The following is a 20,630-nucleotide window of genomic DNA, read 5'->3' as shown; positions in this document are numbered from 1 at the left end:
GATAACCGAAAGCAATGAACGAAATCTTAGATCAAAATCATTTCATTACACAAAGCGAAATCAATAAATTTTTATTGGCCACCTTACTTTGCGGCATCATTGGCGCAGAACGCGAATACAGAAGTAAATCTGCCGGTTTAAAAACCATGATGATGATCGGTTTAGGCGCTACCTTATTCACCATTTTATCCATCAAAATCGGCCCCACCAGTCAGGATCGTATTGCCTCGAATATTGTTACAGGCATTGGTTTTCTTGGTGCCGGCGTAATTTTTAAAGAAGAAAACCGTGTAAAAGGACTCACAACAGCCTGTATCATCTGGATTGTTGCCGCCATCGGCATGGCCGTTGGCTCTGGTTATTATGAGCAGGCCGTTGGCGTTACCATTGTGGTTTTACTGGCCCTGATTATTTTTCCATTTGTAGAAGAAATCGGTGACCGCCGTTTTACCAAAAGGGTTTACCGCATTGTTAAAAGACAGCATACGCATGGCAATTTAGAAAGCTACGAAGAAGTTTTTAGAGAAAGTAAACTCAAACCACAGCGCGGCAAACATCAACTGGTAGATAATATCATTACCGGCAACTGGGTAGCCACAGGCACCCCGCAAAACCATCAGAAATTTGTAGAGCGAATGTTAAAAGACGATGATATTATAGAGTTTGATTTTTAACCGAATCAAACAAATCTACCTTTTGGGTTTGTAATGCCAGTTTCTTCTCATCGATCACAATAGTATTCGACCAGCGATCATGCCAGGGATGACTTGGCGTGCCTAAAGCACTTAACGCATTAAAAGGAATGGCCCTTACAATATTCCGGACAAATGCTTTTTGAAAAGAGATATCGCTACCGTCTTCATTAACGGCCCTTGTACCCGTGATTAATTTACCTATCGATCTTCCATTAGACATTCCTTCTGTCATAAACATCACAATCGCATAAAACAACATCAGAATTAAACGCAGAGACAGGTCATCTACCCCCACTAAAAGATTTGGCTTTAGAATACCAATCACAATTCCCAGGCCGAACGCAACAATGTAAAACACGATGATATCGATAATGTAATTAGCAAATCTTTTTCCTGTACTGGCGCGGCAGTAATCTAAATTAATTTCGTTGTAATTTGTATTGAAGTTCATTTTAGAGCGTTTATGTTAGATCTTTCTAAGGTAAAATATTTAGGTCTTTAGTCAAAATTAATTTAGCCAAAATCGTAAAACAATCATAGCTTTGTATAACTTATAATCATAATGATCAAGGAACAAATTTCAGTTTTCGATATCTTTAAAATAGGCATAGGCCCATCCAGTTCGCATACTTTAGGCCCTTGGCGTGCTGCCCAGCAATTTACAGCTTCGCTTGCTCAAAACAACCTGATTAATGATGTGGAAGGCATCAAGATACTACTCTATGGTTCCCTGGCTAAAACAGGTAAAGGCCACGGAACCGATGTTGCCATTTTACTGGGTTTAACCGGTGCGGATCCGGTAACTTTTGATGTGGACGCCGTTACGCCAACCTTCGAAAGCATCCAAAGAGACCAAAAACTGAACCTTGCTGGTCATCTAATCATCGATTTCGACTACAACGAAGATTTACTCTTTCTTTTTACCGAAAGCTTGCCTTTTCACCCCAATGCGGTAACTTTTCAGGCATTTTTAAATAACGGAAAAGCTTTTTCAGAAACTTATTACTCTATCGGCGGTGGTTTCGTAGTAAAGGAAGGCGAAGACAACAGCAAGAAAACACAGGTAGATTTACCTTTTCCCGTAGAGAAAGCTAAAGAACTCTTACACTGGTGCCTCTCAACAGGCTTAAAGGTGAGCGAAATTGTAATGGAAAACGAGCTGGCCTGGCGTACAGAAGCAGAAACAAAAAAGGGTATTTTACAACATTTCGCCGTAATGCGCGATTGCATTTACCGTGGTTGCCATACCACTGGTTTTTTACCAGGCGGACTAAATGTTGCCAGAAGGGCTTTCCCTTTGAATAAACGTTTGATCAATAAAAGTGAATACTCCAATTATAACGACTGGGTAGAAGCGATCAGAAAAGGGGGAAATGGCTTTAATTATACTTTAGATTGGGTAAGCTGTTTTGCCCTCGCCGTAAATGAAGAGAATGCGTCCTTTGGCCGTGTGGTAACTGCTCCTACAAATGGTGCTGCCGGAGTAATTCCAGCAGTATTACAATATTTTATTACTTTTTGCGATGGTTATAGTGAAGAAAAAATCATCCAGTTTATTGCCTGCGCCTCAGAAATAGGCAGTATTTTCAAAAAAGGCGCAACCATATCGGCGGCAATGGGTGGCTGTCAGGCCGAAATTGGCGTTTCCTCTGCTATGGCTGCAGCAGCACTTACCGAATGCCTTGGAGGCTCGCAAAGGCAGGTTTTAATGGCTGCAGAAATTGCCATGGAGCACCACCTGGGTTTAACCTGCGATCCGATTGGTGGTTTGGTACAGATTCCCTGCATTGAAAGGAATACCATGGGCGCAATTAAAGCCATTACCGCCAGTCAATTGGCCCTACAAAGCAACCCTGATAAAGCAAAAGTGAGCCTCGATGCCGTGGTAAATACCATGTGGGAAACCGCCCTGGATATGAATGCGAAATACAAAGAAACCTCTGATGGAGGCTTAGCAACCAATATTCCGATCAGTTTGCCAGAATGTTAATTCAACATTGTTGCAATTAAATGACTTGCGTTATCGATTTATTACAAACTTTTTGATCCTAAATCAGCAAGTATTTTTACATTCGCTCAATTTTTAATAATATTCATAAAAAATGATCAACTACACCAAAATCAGTGTGATTGGTTTGGCCCTGTCGTTATCTATATCGACGGTTTATGGTCAAGACAATCTTGTTAATTCTTTAAAAAATAACCAGAGCGAAAACAGTGCAGCTTCTTTCAAATTCACAGAAGTAATTAACCTGGCCAATACGCCAGTTCAAAACCAGGGTTCTTCAGGTACCTGCTGGAGTTATTCTACCAATTCATTTTTAGAATCAGAAATGATTAAAGCAGGTAAACAACCTGTTGCTTTATCGCCTCTTTTCTCAGCCCGTAATGCTTATGTAGAAAAAGGCAAAAACTATGTGCGCATGCACGGTGCTGTTTCTTTAGGTGATGGCGGTGCTTTGCACGATGTAATCAACATGTACAGAAAATATGGCGCGGTTCCTCAAGAGGTATATACCGGCCTAAACTATGGTACAAAAATCAATAAAACCGCAGAGCTTGGCGATATTGAAAAAGGTGTTTTAGACGCAGTAGTTAAAAACTCGAACGGCGAGTTAACTCCAAACTGGTTTAAAGCCTATATCGGCGTAATTGATGCTTATTTAGGCGCAGTACCTGAAAACTTTACCTACAACGGTAAAAAATACACCCCAAAAACCTTCGCACAGGAAGTGGTTGGTTTAAATCCTGATCATTATGTAGAATTATCATCGTTTAACGATCATCCTTTCTATAGCAAATTTACTTTGCTGGTACCCGATAACTGGTCGTTCGATCAGGTTCAAAACGTTAAAGTAAACGAATTGACAGACATTATTGATAATGCTTTAAAAGGTGGCTATACTGTTGCATGGGCGACAGATGTAAGCGAAAAAACCTTCAGCTGGAAAAATGGTGTTGCTTTTGTTCCGCAAACGCCTTTCGCTGATATGACGATGAAACAAAAAGCAGAATTGTTTAACGGTCCGCAGCCAGAAATGGAAATTACACAGGAAAACCGTCAGGCAGCTTTCGATAATTACCAGACTACTGATGATCACGGGATGCATATTGTGGGTTTAGCTAAAGATCAGAACGGTAAAGAATATTATATCGTGAAAAACTCTTGGGGTGCTACAAATGATTATAAAGGTTATTTATACGTAACCAAAAACTACGTTAAATATAAAACCACAGCCATTTTATTAAATAAAGCGGGTATTCCAGCTGCCATTTCTAAGAAATTAGCTTTGTAACAGAAGCTTAAACAAGTTAAAGAGCCGCAGAAGAGATTTTGCGGCTTTTTTGCTTATCGCGAAGAGCGTTAAGCATATGGTGCTGGGCGAAATTCCTTTCGTATCCTCATTTCGAGCGTATCCGGGAACACTTAAGTGCTCAGCAAAGCTAAATCTATCTAGCTAGATCTCTCCACCTCCGCTATGCTTCGGTCGAGATGACAACGCTTTATTGATATCCGTCAATAATAGCACTCAGAATTTTGCAAAAACATTGGAGGTTTAATGATCGTGCGTAGAATCGTCATTGCCAGCTCGACTGGCAGTCGTAATGCCTTAGTAGGGATTGCTGCATTAAGATTCCCGCCTGCGCCTATCGTATGGCTGCTACTTTAACGCCCCTCACACTGACAAATATGATACGCTGTGCGCTCTGTGCTATTCCTCTGTAACCTCTGTGGTTAAGAAACCGAAATAACCTTAAACCAAGCCCGAATAAGTCAGCACCAGCCACCACAAACCCGTGGTAATAAATGAAAGTAATATCCCTATCCCCACCATTAAATTGGAAAGTTTAGGATTAAGGTTATATTGATCGGCCACTACCCCCGCAGTTAATAAGGTTGGCATGGCCATTTCGAAAATGGTGATTTTGGTAATTGTTCCGCTCATGCCCAAAACAACGGCAATCAGCATCACCACCAAAGGTGCTAAAATCAGCTTGTATAACAAAGCAAAACTAATGTGCTTCAGTTCGCTAAACCAACCACCAAATTTGAGCTGCAAACCAATCGAAAACAATGCCAGCGGACCAACAGTTCCGGCCAGTTTATCAAATAGCGGATCAAGAGCGGAGACATCCACAAAATGCGGCACAATTAAGGCTAAAATACATCCAATCAACGGCGGAAAGGTCAATACTTTTTTAAGCACCAGCTTTGCACTTAGTTTCTGATTCTGCGATGAACGGATGGCGACAATAATACCAACGGTTGATAAAAGTGTAAAAGTTATCTGATCGCAGATAATGGCAATGCCCAGTTCCTTTTCACTAAAATAAGCCACAATTAATGGAAAACCCAGAAAAGACGTATTACTTAATGAGCTGGTTAATTTTAATCCTCCGGAAGTTGCTTTGTTAATTTTCCTGATGTGGCTGTAAATGGTAATGAATAACCAACCTGCCAGCCAGATGCAAACCGGAGCCAGCGCAGGGAACAATAAATCTTTTGTCCAGGTAATATGTGGCAGGTATTTAAACGAAACGGCTGGTAATGCGATGTAAATAATCCAGGCATTAATGCCCTTGTGTGCGTCTTTGGGTAATGATTTGCTCTTTCTGAAAAGAATCCCAGCCAAAATGCATAAACCGATAAGAATGAAATTTGCCATTTGAATAGCGCAAAGTTAATCTATAAAAGAAAAACGCCAATAAGAATGTACTTATGGCGTTTTAATGATTTAAGCAGAAGGTTTTGGTTTTTTGTTTTTGTTCCAAACCTTTTTCTTGCCTTTATGCTGAGGCCTTTTTTCTTCCACGTGGGTGATTTCCATTGCCGCTATACTTTCTGGCAAGGGCATGCGAGGAACTTCCTTTTCGATTAGTTTTTCGATGTTATCAAACTTGCGTTTATCGCGGCCATTTACCAGGGTTATGGCTGTTCCTTTCGTTGCTGCCCTGGCTGTACGGCCAATACGATGCACATAATCGGCCGGATCGCCGGGAACATCATAATTGATGACCAAATCAATTCCTTCTACATCAATTCCGCGTGATAACACATCTGTACCTATTAAAATCGGCAATCTTCTGTTTTTGAAGGCCAATAAAATATCTTCACGCTCTTTCTGCCCTAAATCGGAGTGAAAAGCCTCGGCTTTAATGCCCAAACTTTTAAAAGCTTTATATAATGCCTTCACCTTTTCTTTAGTGGAGACAAAAATAATACTGCTTTTATATTGGTCGCTTTTGAAAATTTCGGTTAGTAGTGCCTGTTTTTGTTGATCGTGAATATTATAAGCCTGTTGATCAATCCCTTCAGCAGGTTTTGCAATCGAAATGGTAATCTGCTTAGGTTCGTGCAAAATTTTACCAGCCATGGTTCTTATTTTCGGCGCCATGGTGGCAGAAAATAAAAGCGTTTGCCTTTTCTTAGGCAGGTAGCTGATGATGCGGATAATATCGTCGTAAAAACCCATATCCAACATCCTGTCGGCTTCATCTAAGATCAGGTGCTGCAAATGTTCTAGTTTTAACACACCAGATGATAAGTGCGCCATTAACCTGCCCGGAGTAGCAATAATAATATCTACCCCATCACGCATCGAACGTTTTTGCTGCTCGTAGGCAATACCATCTCCCCCACCATACACAGCCAATGAGCTGATATTGGTGAAATAAGCCAGTGCTTCAACCTGCAAATCGATCTGTTGTGCCAGTTCGCGGGTTGGTGCAAGAATTAGAGTATTGTTATGCCTGTCCTTAGCCCTGCTGATTTTGTCCATAACGGGCAAAAGATAGCTGGCCGTTTTTCCTGTTCCCGTTTGGGCGCAGGCAATCAGATCGTGATTATCTAAAATTACCGGGATGGCTTGTTCTTGTATTGGAGTAGCGCTTTTATACCCCATGGCCATTAAGCCTTCGTATAAATCGGGGTTAAAGTTAAAGTCGTTAAAATTCAATCTATTGTATTTATGTCTTTTAGCAAAAGTACCTTAAAATACCGCCAATAGCAAACGGCATTTCAATATCGTTTTATTAAGTATTTTAAGCGGAGTAAAACCGCTGTAGATTTCGAAAACCTATCGGTTTTAAAGTGCCCATGGCTAAACCATAAAATAGCCCCAGATGTTTTAAACAATTGGGGCTTGGAGATTATAATAGACGAAACTTAGCCTACCTGGATATCTTTTTCCGGTATATTCGTTTCGGGGTTTTTAGGCAGGCTAATTTTCAGGATTCCATCAGTATAACTGGCTGAAATATGCTCTGACAAAACCTTTCCGTTCAAAGCAAAAGCCCTTTCGAAAGCGCCATTACTGTATTCTCTGCGGCTGTATTTTTTAGCAGTATCGGCCTCTTCTTTTGGCTGGTAAGAAACAGTCAAAACATCATCTTTGGTTACTACTTTTAAATTTTCTTTAAGCAAGGCCGGAGCAAAAAGCTCGATGATAAAACTGTTTTCTGTTTCCTCGATGTTTACCGGTACTTTTCTAAATCCCTGATTAAACATTCCAAATTTATGATGCCCGAAAGGCCCACCGAAGTGCCTTCCATATCTTCCATCTCCTGCGCCAAACCGGCCATGCATCTTGCCCTGGTGACATCTATGTTCTTTGTACATTTTATTTAATTTAATGTTACTTATATTGTTAATTCACAGGTTTAATTGATCACCGCCTGCTCGGTTTTGGGTATACCCAATAGCTGGGTAATGATGTTTGCATAAGGATAAGCCGGCGAAAAAACTGCGTAATCGAATGTTAAACCCCTTATCTGCACCAAAATATCATCTATAAATTTCATGGGTTCGAGTAACGCACTAATCAATCCTGATTTGGGCTTTTCTGCCTCGTCGGTATTTTTCATTTGAAAGATATTCACCTCCTGATTGTAAGCTTTAAAATCAGCACCAGTTTGCTCAATTGGGGTTTTAAATTCACCCGAACTAAAAAGGGTTACTTTCTCCCCGCGGCTGATCAGCTCATTGGCCATCCCCAAAATTGGATTCACATCAGTTTGAGATGGATCGCTCAAAAAAAGTACCTGCGACATAACCTTATCTATTTACGGTGTTAACACTATCAATTGGACTAATCATGGTATCCGCTTTCCTATTGTGGTGACTAAAGCCATGATGTCTGTTATATTCATGCCCGCAATCTTCATTGTAATGTCTGTTTTTAAAATCCAGGCGATCGCGGTATCCATTTTGAATGGCCAATACATTTAAGCTGTAAAAAGTTCCTGCAGCAACAGCCAACGCCAATAATAATCTAAATGTTCTCATGGCTTAATAATTACGTTGATGTTATTAACGGTTCCGTTACTTTGTACAGTGGGTTTGTACCACTGATTATCGATCGGCACAATCGGGTTAAAATTATTTTCGAAACCGTTAAACCGGCTGTGGAAATATTGGCTTCTTCTCAAAGCAAATGCCTTGAATATAAAACCAATCAGCATGATGGCCAATATAAATTTGAATATAAACGGAATAAAGAAAGCGGCTGCACCAAGTACAATCCCGAATCCTATAGCTTTTAATATTTTTTTCATCTTCCTATCATTTTAAAGCATTGTAATCAATTCATTGTAAATGGGTTGACTACTAACACTATTGTTTTTGTTATTTATATAGGAAGACGGAACAGCTTTATTTTTACTTTAAATTATTTTGATTTTTTTTATTTCCTAAGTTTTTTGTCATCCTGAACGCAATGAAGGATCTTTTAGGAGCTAAATAGATCTCTCCACTCCGCGTTGCTGCGGTCAAGATGAAAATACCCCTATCAATGACAGATTCTAAAGAGTGGTCGTCATTCCCGCGCAGGCCTATCGTGTGGACACATGTTTTTAAATTTTTGTGGCGTTATGCTAGCTTGCTTTGAAATAACCCGGCCCTAACCGAAGAACTCCGTCAATCCCAAGTGGCGGAAGGATCAAAAAAACAGTTGCACAATAGTACAAATGGCGCTACCAAACCTGAAACGCAGTGGTTTTGTGAAAATATCACTCAAACTTTCATTGAGCAGAAACGAGCAAAACAATTGCCGCTGTTTTTTTGATGAGCCTGGGATGGTGAGAAGCCACATTGCCGGATTGACAAAGCGCTTTGGGTACTTTGGCGCCCCAAAGTACCTTGCCCCGCGGCATAGAGCGGGAAAAGAATCTTTATAATTAATTGTGTCCACACGATAGGCGCAGGCGGGAACCACGAAGTGCTCAGCGAAGCTAATCTTAATGCAACGTGCACCTCCTACCAAGGCATTACGATTGCCAGTCGAGCTGGCAATGACGATTCTACGCACTGCCATTAAACCTCCAATGTATTTGCAAAATGTTAAGCTCTACCAATGACAGTAAAACAAAAAAAGCTCCGAATTTCTTCGGAGCTATTAACTATTCTTTATTGCGATAATGGCCCCATCCGCCACATCGCCGTTTATATTCTTCTTTAAATTTTACCCGTTCCTCATCGTCCATGGTTTCCCATTTGGCGCGCATGGTTTTTGCCCTTTCACGAAAGCCCTCATGCCCGCCATGGCCTCCTTTTTTAAAGTTTCCAAAGAGTAATCGGCATAATACCAATAAACCCAATGCCTGCCAGTAAGTTAGTTTGCCCGCATGTGCTACCTCCGGTAAAATCCAATTCCATAAAAACATAACCACATAGCCCAAAACCGCTGCAATAAGCACGGCTACGGGTATAAAGAAAATAAATTTCTTGCGCCGATTAAAATTTCTATTCATCATGTCTGCAAATTTAATAGTTAATAAATTCCTGATATAAATTTTGTAAGCGGTTACGCAGGTGTTTTACCGCATAACCTTTTCTTGATATTAATGTTTTGATATTTTCACCACTTTCATCGGCCAGTTCCTGAAAAGTTCGCTCTTCCAGTTCATTCTGCATAAATACATATCGTTGGTTTTCGGGCAGTTCTTCGAGCGCCAGGAACAGCTGATCCCAGAATAGTTTCTTTAAACTTTCCTCTTCCGGCGAGTAAGTCTCGGCAAGCAAAATTTCTTTAAAATTAATTTCACCATCCTCTCCTTCGAAACTAAAATCTTCCAGCGATTCTTCCTTTTGTTTCCGGTATTTATCCGTAATCTTATTTCTGGCAACGCGGTACAGCCAGCCACTAATCTGCTCTATGGTGCCAACTTCAGGCTGATTGCTTAACTGAAACCACACATCCTGTAAAATATCCTCCGCGTCCTCATCCGTATTCACCCTTCCACGGATGAAACTGAACAGGCGTTTACCATAATTGGCAACAGTTGAAATGATATTTTGAGATTCGTTTGTTGGCACCAAATTTTGTTTAATAATTCAGTAAACGGATGAAACCCAATATTACTTTAAATTTTTGTTATTTTTTTTAGCAAACTTTCGAAGTGTGATGTTGGGAAAGAGCAGGGCAAACTTCGAAAGTATTAAAAGGCCTTGTGTGCAGAAAGGATAAAGTTTTCATTATCTTTTTTTGAAAATGAAAGGGTACATCGCCTTGGCGGACTGCAGCCCTGCTCTTTGCTATAGCCCTCATGCTTCGGGGCTGCCGCTGCCATCAGGTTTAGGCACAAAGTGGGTGCACCCTGCAACCTCTAAAATGAAATGCTATTTTTGCCACCTAGCCCCGGGTGAAGCGGTACCCTGAAGGACGAAGGAACGGAGTCCAAAGTGTATAAGTGGAACACGGGAACCAGCTTATTTTTTTGTACAGGCATTGCGCTCCAAAAAGAGCTAACAATAAATTTCCATGCAGACTTACGAAGGCTTCCACCACACATGCTATCACACAGACTTCGTAAGTCTCTGCCTACTTCAAAGCGCCAGTTGGGTTACTTCCTCTATCAACCACCGTTTTAATATTGCCGCTCAAATCAGCCACATAAATTTTGCTCTGCGTATAAGGCTTTACCTCGCCACTGTAAAAAATGCGGTCGTCGGCCGTAACAAAAAGGAATGGTGCATGAACGCCTTTTGGAGAAAGCTGCGTTATTTTTTTACTTGCTAAATCAAGAATATAAATTGCCTCGGCCCTATCATGTAAGCCATCCAGCACCTCACCATTACTGGCATTAAAGATTAATTTTTTGCCATCTCTGCTGTAGAAGAAATTGTTGCTGCTCGAGATATAATATTCATTCCCGATTAAGGTTTTGATTGATTGGGTATCGATCAGCTTTCCCGAAAGATCAAAGGTATAAAGGTTTTCAAGGTCATGTGCGATAATTTCCTTTTCATTTTTCCAGCTGGGGCCATAAGCATTTGTTTTTGATGCACTATCCAATAGCACATAACCCGAGTTATCGGTTTTGATTATACCTATTTTCCAGATACTACTCTTGTTAAAAACACTGAAAGCAATATGGTTTCCATCGGCTGACCACACTGCTCCGTAATAATTATTACTGTTTACTTGTAGTTTGCCCTGGCTTTTATTTTCCATATCGGCAACCCAGATCGATCTATTTCCTAAAGAATCATTCAGCGTATAAGCCAGTTTATTTCCATCAGGTGAAATCGCAGGGTCGGTAGCACCACCAAACGAAATCTGTTTCATGGTATCGATACTCGTTGCCACAATTTTATCACCATCCTGATAAGCCAGCGCGAAATTTTTGCCGCTTAAAGAAACCGTATCTAAAACGGCTTTAGTGCTTTCCTCATTAGATTTGTTATTGCCACACGAAGTGATTAACGCCACATAGGGAATTAAAATAGAAACTAATCTACTACTGATTTTGATCATGTGCAATTTTACAAATAGTTTTTATTTCTGCAGATTAGAATGCCATGGATGGACAATATTTTACTTAAAATAAACTTTGTCTTTGGGTTCGTGGAGACACGAACCATGGCATTTGTAATACAATCTAATCTATCCGCCGTGGTTCGTATCCCCACGAACAATACGATATTAAATCTTTTTCTTATCCGCGTAACCAAATACCTTCTGCAGCAATGTCGAACTTCTTGAGCTTAAATTGCCCCTGATTTTCAATTCTTCTTTGGCTACTTCCACAAATAAACCATCTATCGCTTTCTGCGTAACATATTCTGTTAAGTTTGTATTTACCGGTTTTACCAATGGCAAACGGTTATACTGTGTAGTTAAATCGCTGTAATATTTGGTAGCATTTACCTTACTTAAACTGGTGGTTACAATCGGACTGAATTTTTCCATCAATTGCGAAGTAGTTACCCTTTTAAAATATTCGGTCGCCGCGTTATTGTTGCCCAGTAAAATATTAGTAGCATCCGTTAAAGTCATTTGTTTAATGGCGGAGATAAAAATAGGTTTAGCTTCTGTAGCAGCATCTTCTGCAGCACGATTTAAGCTTACAATTACATTATCGCAAAGTTTGTTTAATCCAATACCACGTAACGTTTTTTCTACCTTCTGTGCTTCAGGCGGCATTAATATTTTAACGGCAAGGTTGCCCAAAAATCCATCTTTAACCGAAAGTCGGTCTACCCCGGCAGAAACACCAATTTGCAAAGCCTCCTTTATCCCCTGCCCAATTTCCAAAGTGGATGGCGTTCCGGTTGCACTTGTTGCGGCTGTGCCTTGTTTCTCGGTCACTTTTTTAAAAATATCGCTCAGTTTAATCTGGGCATTTACGTTAAGGCTCGCAGATAGCAACACTATCGATATAGCCAAAATATTGATTTTTTTCATTGTGTGTTTAATTGGGCTTAGCAAAACAACTGCCATAATTTAAATTGATAGCTCAAATATAAGTGTTTATCTGCTGTCAATTTACAATTATTGACCAGCAATCACCCCTAAAATATTAGTTTATGTGCCATCACTCAGAAATATTTTTTATACTTGAAAGATAATTCGAATAGCTGCCATATTTTTTGAGATTTATAAAGAATACAGCTGGAAATAACCAGCAAGATGATGCCAAACTGATTGCCCAGTATAAAAATACCGGCGATTTGGATGCATTGGGTACGCTTTATAACAAATATATGCACCTGGTTTTCGGGGTTTGCCTCAATTACTTTAAAGATGAAGAGCAGAGCAAGGATGCAGTGATGCAAATTTTCGAAGAATTGGTAACAAAACTTAAAGTACACGAGGTACAGAATTTTAAAAGCTGGCTTCATGTGTTAACCCGGAACCACTGTTTAATGGCGCTCCGGAAATCGGCAAAGCAAAATAACGTTTCAATAGACGATACTTTTGTGGAAAATAGCGAGTTTGTGCATCTGGATATAGACAACACGAAAGAAACCCAGCTTACCATCATGGAAAAGTGTATGGAAACTTTGCCCGAAGAACAGCGAAAAAGCGTAGATTTATTTTATCTACAGGAAAAATGCTATAAAGAAGTAGCCGATATAACTGGTTACGACATGCTTAAGGTAAAGAGTTACATTCAAAACGGTAAGCGGAATTTAAAGATTTGTATAGAGAAAAACAGTAGTGAATAACGATTGGTTAGATATTGATGTGCTGGAAGATTACCTTGATGGTAAGCTTGATGCCAAAGCCATGCACTTTGTAGAAAGGCAGGCTTTGGAAGACCCTTTTGTAGCCGAAGCACTGGAAGGATTAAAGCAATCGCCAAAGCGCAAACAAACACTTTCTATTTTACAAAAGCAACTCTACGATCGCGTTTCCGAAAAACCGATAAAACGTAAACTGTGGGGCATTACTACGCAAAGATTAAGTATTGCCGCAACCGCTACAGTAGCCTTTATTGCAGTGAGTATCTTATTCTTTATGCGCGAAACCAACCGCAGAAATGTAGAAAATGCAGCACGCAAACAGGGTGGCGTAATGGTTAGATTAGATAGTGCAACAGCAGTTGCTGCTAGTAAACCAAAAGCAGATACCCCTGTTCTAAGCGCTGCCAAATCTGCTTTAGTAGATCAGGCAATTGCCGCTGCAAAAACCGGCGATCTGGCCAAAAACACCAGAACGGAAGCAGTTGTTCAACCTTCAGAAAAGGAAGTTGCCGAACAAAAAGCAGTTTTAGGTTATAATCAGGCAATTGTAGCAAAATCTGCAAACATTGGAGCCCGATATAAAGCAAAGGCAGAAGAAAATGCATTAAATGAAATAGTGGTAGCAGCAGCACCTGCACCAGCATTTGGCTCGAGCAAAATTGCATTTAGCGGAAACGTAGTCGATCAGAGCAATGGCCAACCCATTCAGGGTGCTGTGGTAAAATTGGCTGGTTCTAAAAATGTAACCGCAACAGATGCCAAAGGTTATTTTTATTTACCTGCTGACAGCAATGCTAAAGATAAAGATCTGCTGATTAATGCCATTGGCTTTAAAGAAGCTCCTGTAGTTGGCATACAAGACCCTAACGCCATTAAAAGCGCTTTAAGCGGAAATAAAACATTAAGTGAGATTGCTTTGATTACAGGCTCTAACGGGCAGAAGAAAGAAAATATCCCCGCACCGAAAATTACCTTACGTGCAGAACAAAACCTGGATGGAAAGGCAGCAGATGAAATTACTAAACCTGTTCCGGTTTCGACGATTAATTACACACAATACTTAGAAAACAACAATAAACTTTATAACCCAAAAGGTCCGGAGCAATTTGTTATTTTAAGTTTCAAGGTTAAAAAGAACGGACGCCCCACCAACATCTCCGTTATAAAATCGCTGAACAAAAAAGCCGATGCGGAAGCCATGCGGCTTATCCAAAATGGTCCGGATTGGGTATTACCCAAAAAAGGAACTGATTTAGTAGAAATCAGCGTTAAGTTTTAATTTCCTTTATTAACCACCGAGTACGCGAAGAAAAAGCACAGTGGTCACTGGGATCGGTGTAAAAGCACAGTTAAAACCCCTCAGTGTTACCCTGTGTAAAACTCAATGGCCTTTGTGGTAAAAATACAATCATGTACAAAATCTCACACTTTACAGCCAATAATCAGGATGAAATTCTTGATTTTATGCACCAAAATACTTTTGTAACCTTAATTGGCTTTGATGGCGAATACCCGGTTGCTACACAAGTACCCGTTAAAACCGTAGTAAATGGCGAATCAATCAAACTTATTGGCCATATCATGTCCAAAACAGACCATTGTAAAGCTTTTGGACGAAATCCGAATGTAATGGCCATTTTTACCGGTGCACATGCTTATATCAGCGCCGCTGTTTATGAGACTCCTGCAGTAGCATCTACCTGGAATTATAAAACGGTTCAGGCTAAAGGTATTATGAGACTCATGGATTCGGAAGAAACCTACCAGGTAATTAAAGAACTGACCAATAAGTATGAAAATCCAGAGACAAGCCCGGCCGCATTTAATAAAATGGATGAAGCCTATATTCAGAAACATTTAAAAGCGATTACGGGCTTTGAAGTTTTAGTAAACCATATCGATCATGTTTTTAAAATGAGCCAGAACCATTCAGCGAAAAACCAGGATAGTATTGTAGCCAACCTGGAGAAAAGCAATGATGCCTTAGATCAGGCAGTAGCGAAAGAGATGAAGAAGAATTTGTAAGTATCCGCACTTTTTACCTCCGAGTTCACCGCGGAAAAACACAGAGAGAACGCAGAGGGGCTTAGTCAGGCTGAGCGGAGTATAAAGTATTCCGGGAGATCTATAAAGATAGATCTCTCCATTCCACTGCGTTTCAGTCGAGATGACGCCAGTTTTGTTAAATAGTCATCCCGGATGGAGTCGAAGACTAGCCACGGAAACACAGAGCACTTTTCGCTTATAGATTTCTTTATCCAAAAGTTCGGGATTACGCTATAGTATGATGATTTTTCTCTGTATTAACCCGGTGAAAAACTCCATATTCTCTGTGGTAAAAACAATCGAGTAGGAAGATAGGGATTAGTTCCCTATCTGTCCTCTCACACCACTGTACGTACCGTTCGGTATACAGCGGTTTGCTAGAATAACTTCGTTTGGTGTGTCGTTTTCCAATAGTAATAATTGGCAAATCCATCAAGTCCAAGCCTCAAAAAGAACTTCTTGTCAAGTGTTGTAAGTAATGTCGGGCTGTTTGCAGTCCTACAGTACCCCTTACGGGTATTGGCTAACTGATAGGCCCTTGATTTACCACCCCCATCTTCATTAAATTCCGAGCTCTGCCCGTTATACTCTTCCATTGTTTCCAAAGAACAATCCGCAGTCTGGTTCTCATCAGTTCGTCCAGTCTTAACATTTGACCCTTTGCCTCGGCAATAGAGAAATAGTTTACCCAACCGTGAATAATCTCCTTTAGCTTCGATATCCGCTGGTGTAATGGAACGGGTTGGCTGCCTTTGGTCTGCTCTCTTATTTTCTATTTGATTGCCCGTAAAGCTTTGGATGCAATACGCATCTTCCATCCCTCTTTGCTACCATAGAATGAAAACCCAAGCAGACTACTTTGGCTCGGCCTGCTGATCTTACTCTTCATCCTGTTAACCTTCAGTTTCAGCCCGTCTTCCAGATATACTGAAATACCTGCCATTACCCGCTGTGCCGATTTCCTGCTTCTTAAATAGATACTGCAATCATCAGCATAACGTACGAACCTATGCCCACGCTCTTCGAGCTTAACATCGAGTTCGTGAAGGATAACATTTGATAGTAACGGACTTAATGGACTGCCTTGTGGCGTTCCTTCTTTTCTTGGGCTTACCAATCCATTCTCCATGATTCCCCCACTCAAATAAAGACGAATAAGCTTCAATGTCCGCTTATCCTTTATCTATACTGACAGCAGATGCATAAGTTTATCATGGTTTACCCGGTCAAAAAATTTGTCCAGATCAAGTTCTACAATCCAGGTGTAACCTGTGTTAAGATATTCCTGAGCCTTTAGCACTGCCTGACGGGCATTGCGATCTGGTCGGAAACCATAACTATCAGAGGAAAAGTCGCCCTCGTACTTGGGGCTCAGCCATTGAGAGATGGCCTGCTGGATCAACCGGTCAATGACCGTTGGGATGCCAAGCATCCTCACGCCTCCACTGCTTTTGGGTATCTCTACCTTTCTTACAGCGTTCGGTCGGTAATGGCCTGCTAAAATATCACTCCGTAATGCCTGCCAGTTAGCATTGAGGTAGTCCCGAAGTTCATCGGTCTGCATACCATCAATACCACCAGCACCCTTATTGGCAGTAACCTGCCTAAAGGCTCTTTGTACATTTCGGATGTCTAATATTTCTTCAAGCATAATACTAAAAAAAAACTCCTTCCCAGGCATTGTGCACATTGGTTGCACGGCTCGGCTCAGCTCCTCTTATAATTTACTCTCGGATTCCGTCCTACCCTCATATAAGCAGTTCTCTAATGTGGTTCCACTGTAAACGCTCTGCCATAAACTTCCTGTTTCCTTTGCCATCCTAACATTTGGTCCTTCCTGCATTAGCAATGCAGTACTACTACCTCAGCTGACTTCTGATTGAGTCATTTAGCGTCCCCGCTAAGTGTTTCTTCTCCTGTAATCGCGCTTACACTTGACAGAACTCATTCAGATCTCCCGGGGTAAGACAATCTACTTCCTATGGATGTGGCCTCTGTATTTACGTAATAGTCCCTGTGCAGTATTGGGCTTCTGTTTGTTGGGCAACATCACCCGGACTAGATCCGCCTCATATACAGTTTCTGTTCGTAAGCCCCCATATTTGCCGCGGACTTCCTTCAGATTCGCAGTCACCCACGACACCCTTGTCTCTAGCTAACACTTCCTACTGCTAAGCGTGTTCGGGACTCTAACCCTATAGTCGATTGCCATGCCCGGCGCACCCAAATAAAAAAGACCAAAGCTAATGCCCTGGTCTTTTGAGTATATTAAGGATTTTGTTTTTACTTTAAGTAGTAGATTATAGCATAAATAATGGCTGCTAATGTTGCCGAAACCGGAATGGTTAAAATCCATGCCCAGATTAAGTTGATGGTAACACCCCAGCGTACTGCCGATACACTTTTTACCACCCCAACACCAACGATAGATCCTGTAATGGTATGCGTAGTAGAAACCGGAATACCAAAATGTTCGGTAATACCCAATGTAATGGCACCGGCACCTTCAGCGGCAACACCTTCTAAGGCTGTTACTTTTGTGATTTTCGATCCCATGGTTTTTACAATTTTCCAGCCACCACTCATGGTACCTAAAGATATCGCCGAATAACAGCATATTGGCACCCAGGCAGGCATTGCTTCGAAGTTTGGAATAACTTTAGCTGCAATTAAAGCTGTGGCTATAATACCCATTACTTTTTGAGCATCGTTACCACCGTGGAAAAAACTCAATGCTGCAGATGATAATAATTGCAGGCGTTTAAACCATTTCTCAGCCGTTGCAGGTTTAGCATGGCGACAAATATTGATAATAATCAGCGTTAACACCACTGAAATTACCATACCAATGATTGGCGCAAGCACTATAAATGAAACAATTTTAACAACATAGCCCATTTCAACAGCTGCAAGAGGGCTTGCACCAATTAATAAGGCATGTGTCATACCGGCACCAGCAAAACCGCCGATCAGGGTATGTGATGAACTTGAAGGGATACCATACCACCAGGTTAAAAGGTTCCAGATAATGGCAGCAATTAAACCTGCAAGAATCACTTCTAAAGTGATGTAGTTTTCGATTACGGTTTTAGCAACCGTGTTGGCCACTTTGTGGTCGGTAAAATAAAAGTAAGCAGCGAAGTTGAACAACGCAGCCCACAAAACTGCCTGAAAAGGCGTAAGCACTTTTGTAGAAACAACTGTTGCAATCGAGTTAGCGGCATCGTGAAAGCCGTTAATGTAATCGAAAGCAATAGCCAGAATTACAACAACAACCAATAAGGTAGTTACCATGTTTGTTTTTTATTAAGCGTTTTTAACCAAGATAGTTTCAAGCACATTCGCCACATCCTCACATTTATCTGTCGCTTTTTCTATCGTTTGTAAAACCTCTTTTTGTTTAATTAATTCAATCGCATTGGTTTCGTATTCAAATAAACGGGCAACCGCCAATGTAAATACATAATCAGCCTGATTTTCGCCACTGTTAATCCGGATACAGGCATCAGCAATTACACGGATGTTTTTAAAACTGCGCAATTCTTTGATGGCTTTATCAATATCGGTACACATTTCTACCAAAAGCTCAGCGATTTTAACAATCGGTTCGTTAATGGTGTTCATGTTATACATTTGCATGCGGTTTGCAGTTCCGTAAATATAATCGGCAACATCATCAACAGCGGTAGCCAATTGGTGAATGTCTTCGCGATCAAACGGCGTAATGAAGTTCCTGCTCAATTCAAGAAAGATCGAATGGGTAATATCATCACCAACATGCTCTAAGCGTTCAATTTCTTTAAAAATTGTTTTTCTGCTTTCAGCATCACCCGTGCTAACCATTTCTAAAAGGGTTTCTGCAATCTTTAATGCATTGCTACCAGCTTGTTCGAAAAGTGGGTGAAACTTTCTGTCTTGAGGTGTAAAGAACTTAAAAATATTGTTCATGTTAATTTTTAATATGTTGCAAAGCTACAAGCCCAATGTTAAGTTAATGTTAATTCATTAATTATATTAAGAAATTATTACCTCTTTTCGTCACATTTTATTCATTTCAACTTTCTTTTAGGTGTTTGATAATGAAATGGATAAAGGTTTAGGAAAATAGTAATGGTGACGCAGGGCTTTGACAAGCAAAGGTGGATCATAGAGGCGCGAACTACGGAAACAGGATACAACCACGGCTTGGAATATTAACCACAGGTACACAGATTTTTTACCGGCATAGCGCTTTTACCTTTTATTAAAAGAAAAGTACATTTCACAATAATGGTTTGTGGAGAAACGAACCACGGCGCAAGGGAATGACGGATTGTTCGCATGCTTTGTGGTAAAACCCGGTCTATCCCCCTTTTTGCAGCGTAAATGCAAAGGTAGTACCAATGCCTGGTGTACTTCTTACCGAGATCGTCTGCTGATGCGCCTCTAAAATGTGTTTTACAATGGCTAATCCCAAACCTGTACCCCCCACCTCTCTTGCACGGTGTGTATCAATGCGGTAAAAACGTTCAAATAACCGCAACAGGTGTTTTTCTTCAATGCCTATTCCATTGTCGGTAACCTCCACTAAAACCTGATCGTGCAGTTCGAAAATTTTGATTGCCGTTTCACCTCCATCAACGCCATATTTAATGCTGTTTACAATCAAATTAATCAGCACCTGTCTTACCTTTTCCCTGTCGGCTAAAACGGGCGTTATTGCAGTATATTTATCCTTAAAAAAAAGTTTAAGGTGTTTGCTCTGCGCACGGTCTTCCAGGTTTTCCATCACCTCTTTCGCCAGTTGCACAAAGTCGAATTTTTGATAGTTAATCGGCGATTCGCCGGTTTCAAGTTTAGAAATCACATCCAGGTCGTTAATCAGGTAGCTTAATCGCTCTACATTGTTCTCTGCTTTTTTTAAAAACAGAACGGCCTGATCAGGATCGTCTACCAAACAATCCTGCAAAGTTTCAATATAGCCCTGAATCGCGAATAAAGGGGTTTTAAACTCGTGCGAAACATTGGAAAGAAATTCTCTTCTGAACTGTTCCTGTTTTTTCAACAGATCTATCTCTTTTTTCTTTGCCCCCGCCCATTCCTTTACTTCATTTTCTACATCATTAATCGGATCAGAACTTACATACTCACCCAATGCATCCTTTAAATCTTTACCCAGTTTAAGGTTATGGATCAGTTTGTAAATGAGTTTGATTTTAGTATAAATGTATTTTTCGAGCAGGTAGTAAAAAACCAGGAAACTGCACAGAAACGATACGCCAAAAGAAATGGCCAGGTAATACAAACTATGCTGAAAGTAAAAATTAACCATACCGATGGAAACACCAACGGCAAGAGCAGTAAACAAAACCAGCACACTTAATTTCATGCTGCAATTTAAAGTTTTTTATGTTAAATGCGTGTTAACTGATGACATAGATTAC

The 20,630-nt window shown here is 40.6% G+C and carries 22 protein-coding genes and 1 pseudogene; 6 read left to right on the top strand and 17 right to left on the bottom strand.

From position 1 onward, the window contains the following. Positions 1-14: 14 nt before the first annotated feature. Positions 15-674, top strand: coding sequence for an MgtC/SapB family protein (locus R2R28_RS24860; protein WP_316828359.1), 660 nt, complete (start codon positions 15-17; stop codon positions 672-674). Here the strand turns inward: R2R28_RS24860 and R2R28_RS24855 are convergent. Then, complete coding sequence (locus R2R28_RS24855; protein WP_316828358.1) at positions 655-1,146, bottom strand: RDD family protein; 492 nt, start codon at positions 1,144-1,146, stop codon at positions 655-657. The genes R2R28_RS24860 and R2R28_RS24855 overlap by 20 nt on opposite strands. 111 nt (positions 1,147-1,257) lie before the next feature. Between R2R28_RS24855 and R2R28_RS24850 the strand changes: the two genes are divergently transcribed. Next, complete coding sequence (locus R2R28_RS24850; RefSeq protein ID WP_316828357.1) at positions 1,258-2,685, top strand: L-serine ammonia-lyase; 1,428 nt, start codon at positions 1,258-1,260, stop codon at positions 2,683-2,685. Positions 2,686-2,797: 112 nt separating this feature from the next. After that, complete coding sequence (locus R2R28_RS24845) at positions 2,798-3,991, top strand: aminopeptidase C (RefSeq protein ID WP_316828356.1); 1,194 nt, start codon at positions 2,798-2,800, stop codon at positions 3,989-3,991. 459 nt (positions 3,992-4,450) lie between these two features. Here the strand turns inward: R2R28_RS24845 and R2R28_RS24840 are convergent, their stop codons facing one another. The 10 genes from R2R28_RS24840 to R2R28_RS24795 form a co-directional block, all read right to left on the bottom strand. Further along, positions 4,451-5,362, bottom strand: coding sequence for an AEC family transporter (locus tag R2R28_RS24840; protein ID WP_316828355.1), 912 nt, complete (start codon positions 5,360-5,362; stop codon positions 4,451-4,453). A gap of 69 nt (positions 5,363-5,431) precedes the next feature. Further along, a complete protein-coding gene (locus R2R28_RS24835) occupies positions 5,432-6,652 on the bottom strand; it encodes a DEAD/DEAH box helicase (protein ID WP_316828354.1) in 1,221 nt (406 codons plus the stop codon). 209 nt (positions 6,653-6,861) lie between these two features. Continuing rightward, positions 6,862-7,314 (bottom strand): Hsp20/alpha crystallin family protein, encoded by a 453-nt coding sequence (locus tag R2R28_RS24830; RefSeq protein WP_316828353.1) that lies wholly within the window; start codon positions 7,312-7,314, stop codon positions 6,862-6,864. 41 nt (positions 7,315-7,355) lie between these two features. Then, positions 7,356-7,745, bottom strand: coding sequence for a hypothetical protein (locus R2R28_RS24825; protein ID WP_316828352.1), 390 nt, complete (start codon positions 7,743-7,745; stop codon positions 7,356-7,358). A 4-nt stretch (positions 7,746-7,749) separates the two neighbouring features. Further along, positions 7,750-7,980, bottom strand: a complete 231-nt coding sequence (locus R2R28_RS24820) for a hypothetical protein (RefSeq protein ID WP_316828351.1) — start codon at positions 7,978-7,980, stop codon at positions 7,750-7,752. Further along, entirely contained in the window at positions 7,977-8,249 is a 273-nt protein-coding gene (locus R2R28_RS24815; RefSeq protein WP_316828350.1) for a hypothetical protein, read from the bottom strand. The genes R2R28_RS24820 and R2R28_RS24815 overlap by 4 nt, the downstream gene beginning before the upstream one ends. 843 nt (positions 8,250-9,092) lie before the next feature. Then, positions 9,093-9,446, bottom strand: coding sequence for a hypothetical protein (locus R2R28_RS24810; RefSeq protein WP_316828349.1), 354 nt, complete (start codon positions 9,444-9,446; stop codon positions 9,093-9,095). Positions 9,447-9,456: 10 nt separating this feature from the next. Then, positions 9,457-10,008, bottom strand: a complete 552-nt coding sequence (locus R2R28_RS24805) for an RNA polymerase sigma factor (RefSeq protein WP_316828348.1) — start codon at positions 10,006-10,008, stop codon at positions 9,457-9,459. A gap of 505 nt (positions 10,009-10,513) precedes the next feature. Further along, the gene (locus R2R28_RS24800; RefSeq protein ID WP_316828347.1) at positions 10,514-11,449 is read right to left on the bottom strand and encodes a hypothetical protein; all 936 of its coding nucleotides are present in this window, start codon (positions 11,447-11,449) and stop codon (positions 10,514-10,516) included. 168 nt (positions 11,450-11,617) lie between these two features. Beyond that, on the bottom strand, positions 11,618-12,379 hold the full coding sequence (locus R2R28_RS24795; protein WP_316828346.1) for a DUF4197 domain-containing protein: 762 nt from the start codon (positions 12,377-12,379) through the stop codon (positions 11,618-11,620). Between the two features lie 185 nt (positions 12,380-12,564). Between R2R28_RS24795 and R2R28_RS24790 the strand changes: the two genes are divergently transcribed. The 3 genes from R2R28_RS24790 to R2R28_RS24780 all read left to right on the top strand — a co-directional run bounded on the left by R2R28_RS24790 (position 12,565) and on the right by R2R28_RS24780 (position 15,186). Continuing rightward, positions 12,565-13,143, top strand: a complete 579-nt coding sequence (locus tag R2R28_RS24790) for a sigma-70 family RNA polymerase sigma factor (protein ID WP_316828345.1) — start codon at positions 12,565-12,567, stop codon at positions 13,141-13,143. Then, positions 13,136-14,440 (top strand): carboxypeptidase-like regulatory domain-containing protein, encoded by a 1,305-nt coding sequence (locus R2R28_RS24785; RefSeq protein WP_316828344.1) that lies wholly within the window; start codon positions 13,136-13,138, stop codon positions 14,438-14,440. Before R2R28_RS24790 ends, R2R28_RS24785 begins: the two co-directional genes overlap by 8 nt. 131 nt (positions 14,441-14,571) lie before the next feature. Continuing rightward, positions 14,572-15,186: an FMN-binding negative transcriptional regulator gene (locus R2R28_RS24780; protein WP_316828343.1), complete on the top strand. Its 615-nt coding sequence runs from the start codon at positions 14,572-14,574 to the stop codon at positions 15,184-15,186. 398 nt (positions 15,187-15,584) lie between these two features. Here R2R28_RS24780 and R2R28_RS24775 read toward each other — a convergent pair whose 3' ends face one another. The 6 genes and pseudogenes from R2R28_RS24775 to R2R28_RS24755 form a co-directional block, all read right to left on the bottom strand. After that, entirely contained in the window at positions 15,585-15,803 is a 219-nt protein-coding gene (locus R2R28_RS24775; RefSeq protein WP_316828342.1) for a hypothetical protein, read from the bottom strand. After that, positions 15,731-15,928: a group II intron maturase-specific domain-containing protein gene (locus R2R28_RS29240; protein ID WP_410479197.1), complete on the bottom strand. Its 198-nt coding sequence runs from the start codon at positions 15,926-15,928 to the stop codon at positions 15,731-15,733. The genes R2R28_RS24775 and R2R28_RS29240 overlap by 73 nt, the downstream gene beginning before the upstream one ends. 51 nt (positions 15,929-15,979) lie before the next feature. Continuing rightward, positions 15,980-16,771 (bottom strand): annotated as a pseudogene (gene ltrA, locus R2R28_RS24770) (group II intron reverse transcriptase/maturase). A gap of 719 nt (positions 16,772-17,490) precedes the next feature. Continuing rightward, a complete protein-coding gene (locus tag R2R28_RS24765; protein ID WP_316828341.1) occupies positions 17,491-18,501 on the bottom strand; it encodes an inorganic phosphate transporter in 1,011 nt (336 codons plus the stop codon). 12 nt (positions 18,502-18,513) lie between these two features. Then, positions 18,514-19,155, bottom strand: a complete 642-nt coding sequence (locus R2R28_RS24760) for a DUF47 domain-containing protein (RefSeq protein WP_025141776.1) — start codon at positions 19,153-19,155, stop codon at positions 18,514-18,516. A gap of 394 nt (positions 19,156-19,549) precedes the next feature. Continuing rightward, positions 19,550-20,575, bottom strand: a complete 1,026-nt coding sequence (locus R2R28_RS24755) for a sensor histidine kinase (protein ID WP_316828340.1) — start codon at positions 20,573-20,575, stop codon at positions 19,550-19,552. Between the last annotated feature and the right edge of the window lie 55 nt (positions 20,576-20,630).

It is taken from the genome of Pedobacter miscanthi, assembly GCF_032678605.1.
Taxonomy (GTDB): Bacteria; Bacteroidota; Bacteroidia; order Sphingobacteriales; family Sphingobacteriaceae; genus Pedobacter; species Pedobacter miscanthi_A.
The sequence above is the reverse complement of the archived record's forward strand: the minus strand, read 5'-3'. Positions and strand labels throughout refer to the sequence as shown.

Coding starts and splice junctions, on each gene's coding strand:
- R2R28_RS24860 (WP_316828359.1), top strand. CDS start 15: ATGAACGAAATCTTAGATCAAAATCATTTCATTACACAAAGCGAAATC.
- R2R28_RS24850 (WP_316828357.1), top strand. CDS start 1,258: ATGATCAAGGAACAAATTTCAGTTTTCGATATCTTTAAAATAGGCATA.
- R2R28_RS24810 (WP_316828349.1), bottom strand. CDS start 9,446: ATGATGAATAGAAATTTTAATCGGCGCAAGAAATTTATTTTCTTTATA.
- R2R28_RS24765 (WP_316828341.1), bottom strand. CDS start 18,501: ATGGTAACTACCTTATTGGTTGTTGTTGTAATTCTGGCTATTGCTTTC.
- R2R28_RS24845 (WP_316828356.1), top strand. CDS start 2,798: ATGATCAACTACACCAAAATCAGTGTGATTGGTTTGGCCCTGTCGTTA.
- R2R28_RS24825 (WP_316828352.1), bottom strand. CDS start 7,745: ATGTCGCAGGTACTTTTTTTGAGCGATCCATCTCAAACTGATGTGAAT.
- R2R28_RS24820 (WP_316828351.1), bottom strand. CDS start 7,980: ATGAGAACATTTAGATTATTATTGGCGTTGGCTGTTGCTGCAGGAACT.
- R2R28_RS24755 (WP_316828340.1), bottom strand. CDS start 20,575: ATGAAATTAAGTGTGCTGGTTTTGTTTACTGCTCTTGCCGTTGGTGTT.
- R2R28_RS24775 (WP_316828342.1), bottom strand. CDS start 15,803: ATGGAAGAGTATAACGGGCAGAGCTCGGAATTTAATGAAGATGGGGGT.
- R2R28_RS24800 (WP_316828347.1), bottom strand. CDS start 11,449: ATGATCAAAATCAGTAGTAGATTAGTTTCTATTTTAATTCCCTATGTG.
- R2R28_RS24815 (WP_316828350.1), bottom strand. CDS start 8,249: ATGAAAAAAATATTAAAAGCTATAGGATTCGGGATTGTACTTGGTGCA.
- R2R28_RS24830 (WP_316828353.1), bottom strand. CDS start 7,314: ATGTACAAAGAACATAGATGTCACCAGGGCAAGATGCATGGCCGGTTT.
- R2R28_RS24760 (WP_025141776.1), bottom strand. CDS start 19,155: ATGAACAATATTTTTAAGTTCTTTACACCTCAAGACAGAAAGTTTCAC.
- R2R28_RS24795 (WP_316828346.1), bottom strand. CDS start 12,379: ATGAAAAAAATCAATATTTTGGCTATATCGATAGTGTTGCTATCTGCG.
- R2R28_RS24855 (WP_316828358.1), bottom strand. CDS start 1,146: ATGAACTTCAATACAAATTACAACGAAATTAATTTAGATTACTGCCGC.
- R2R28_RS24780 (WP_316828343.1), top strand. CDS start 14,572: ATGTACAAAATCTCACACTTTACAGCCAATAATCAGGATGAAATTCTT.
- R2R28_RS24840 (WP_316828355.1), bottom strand. CDS start 5,362: ATGGCAAATTTCATTCTTATCGGTTTATGCATTTTGGCTGGGATTCTT.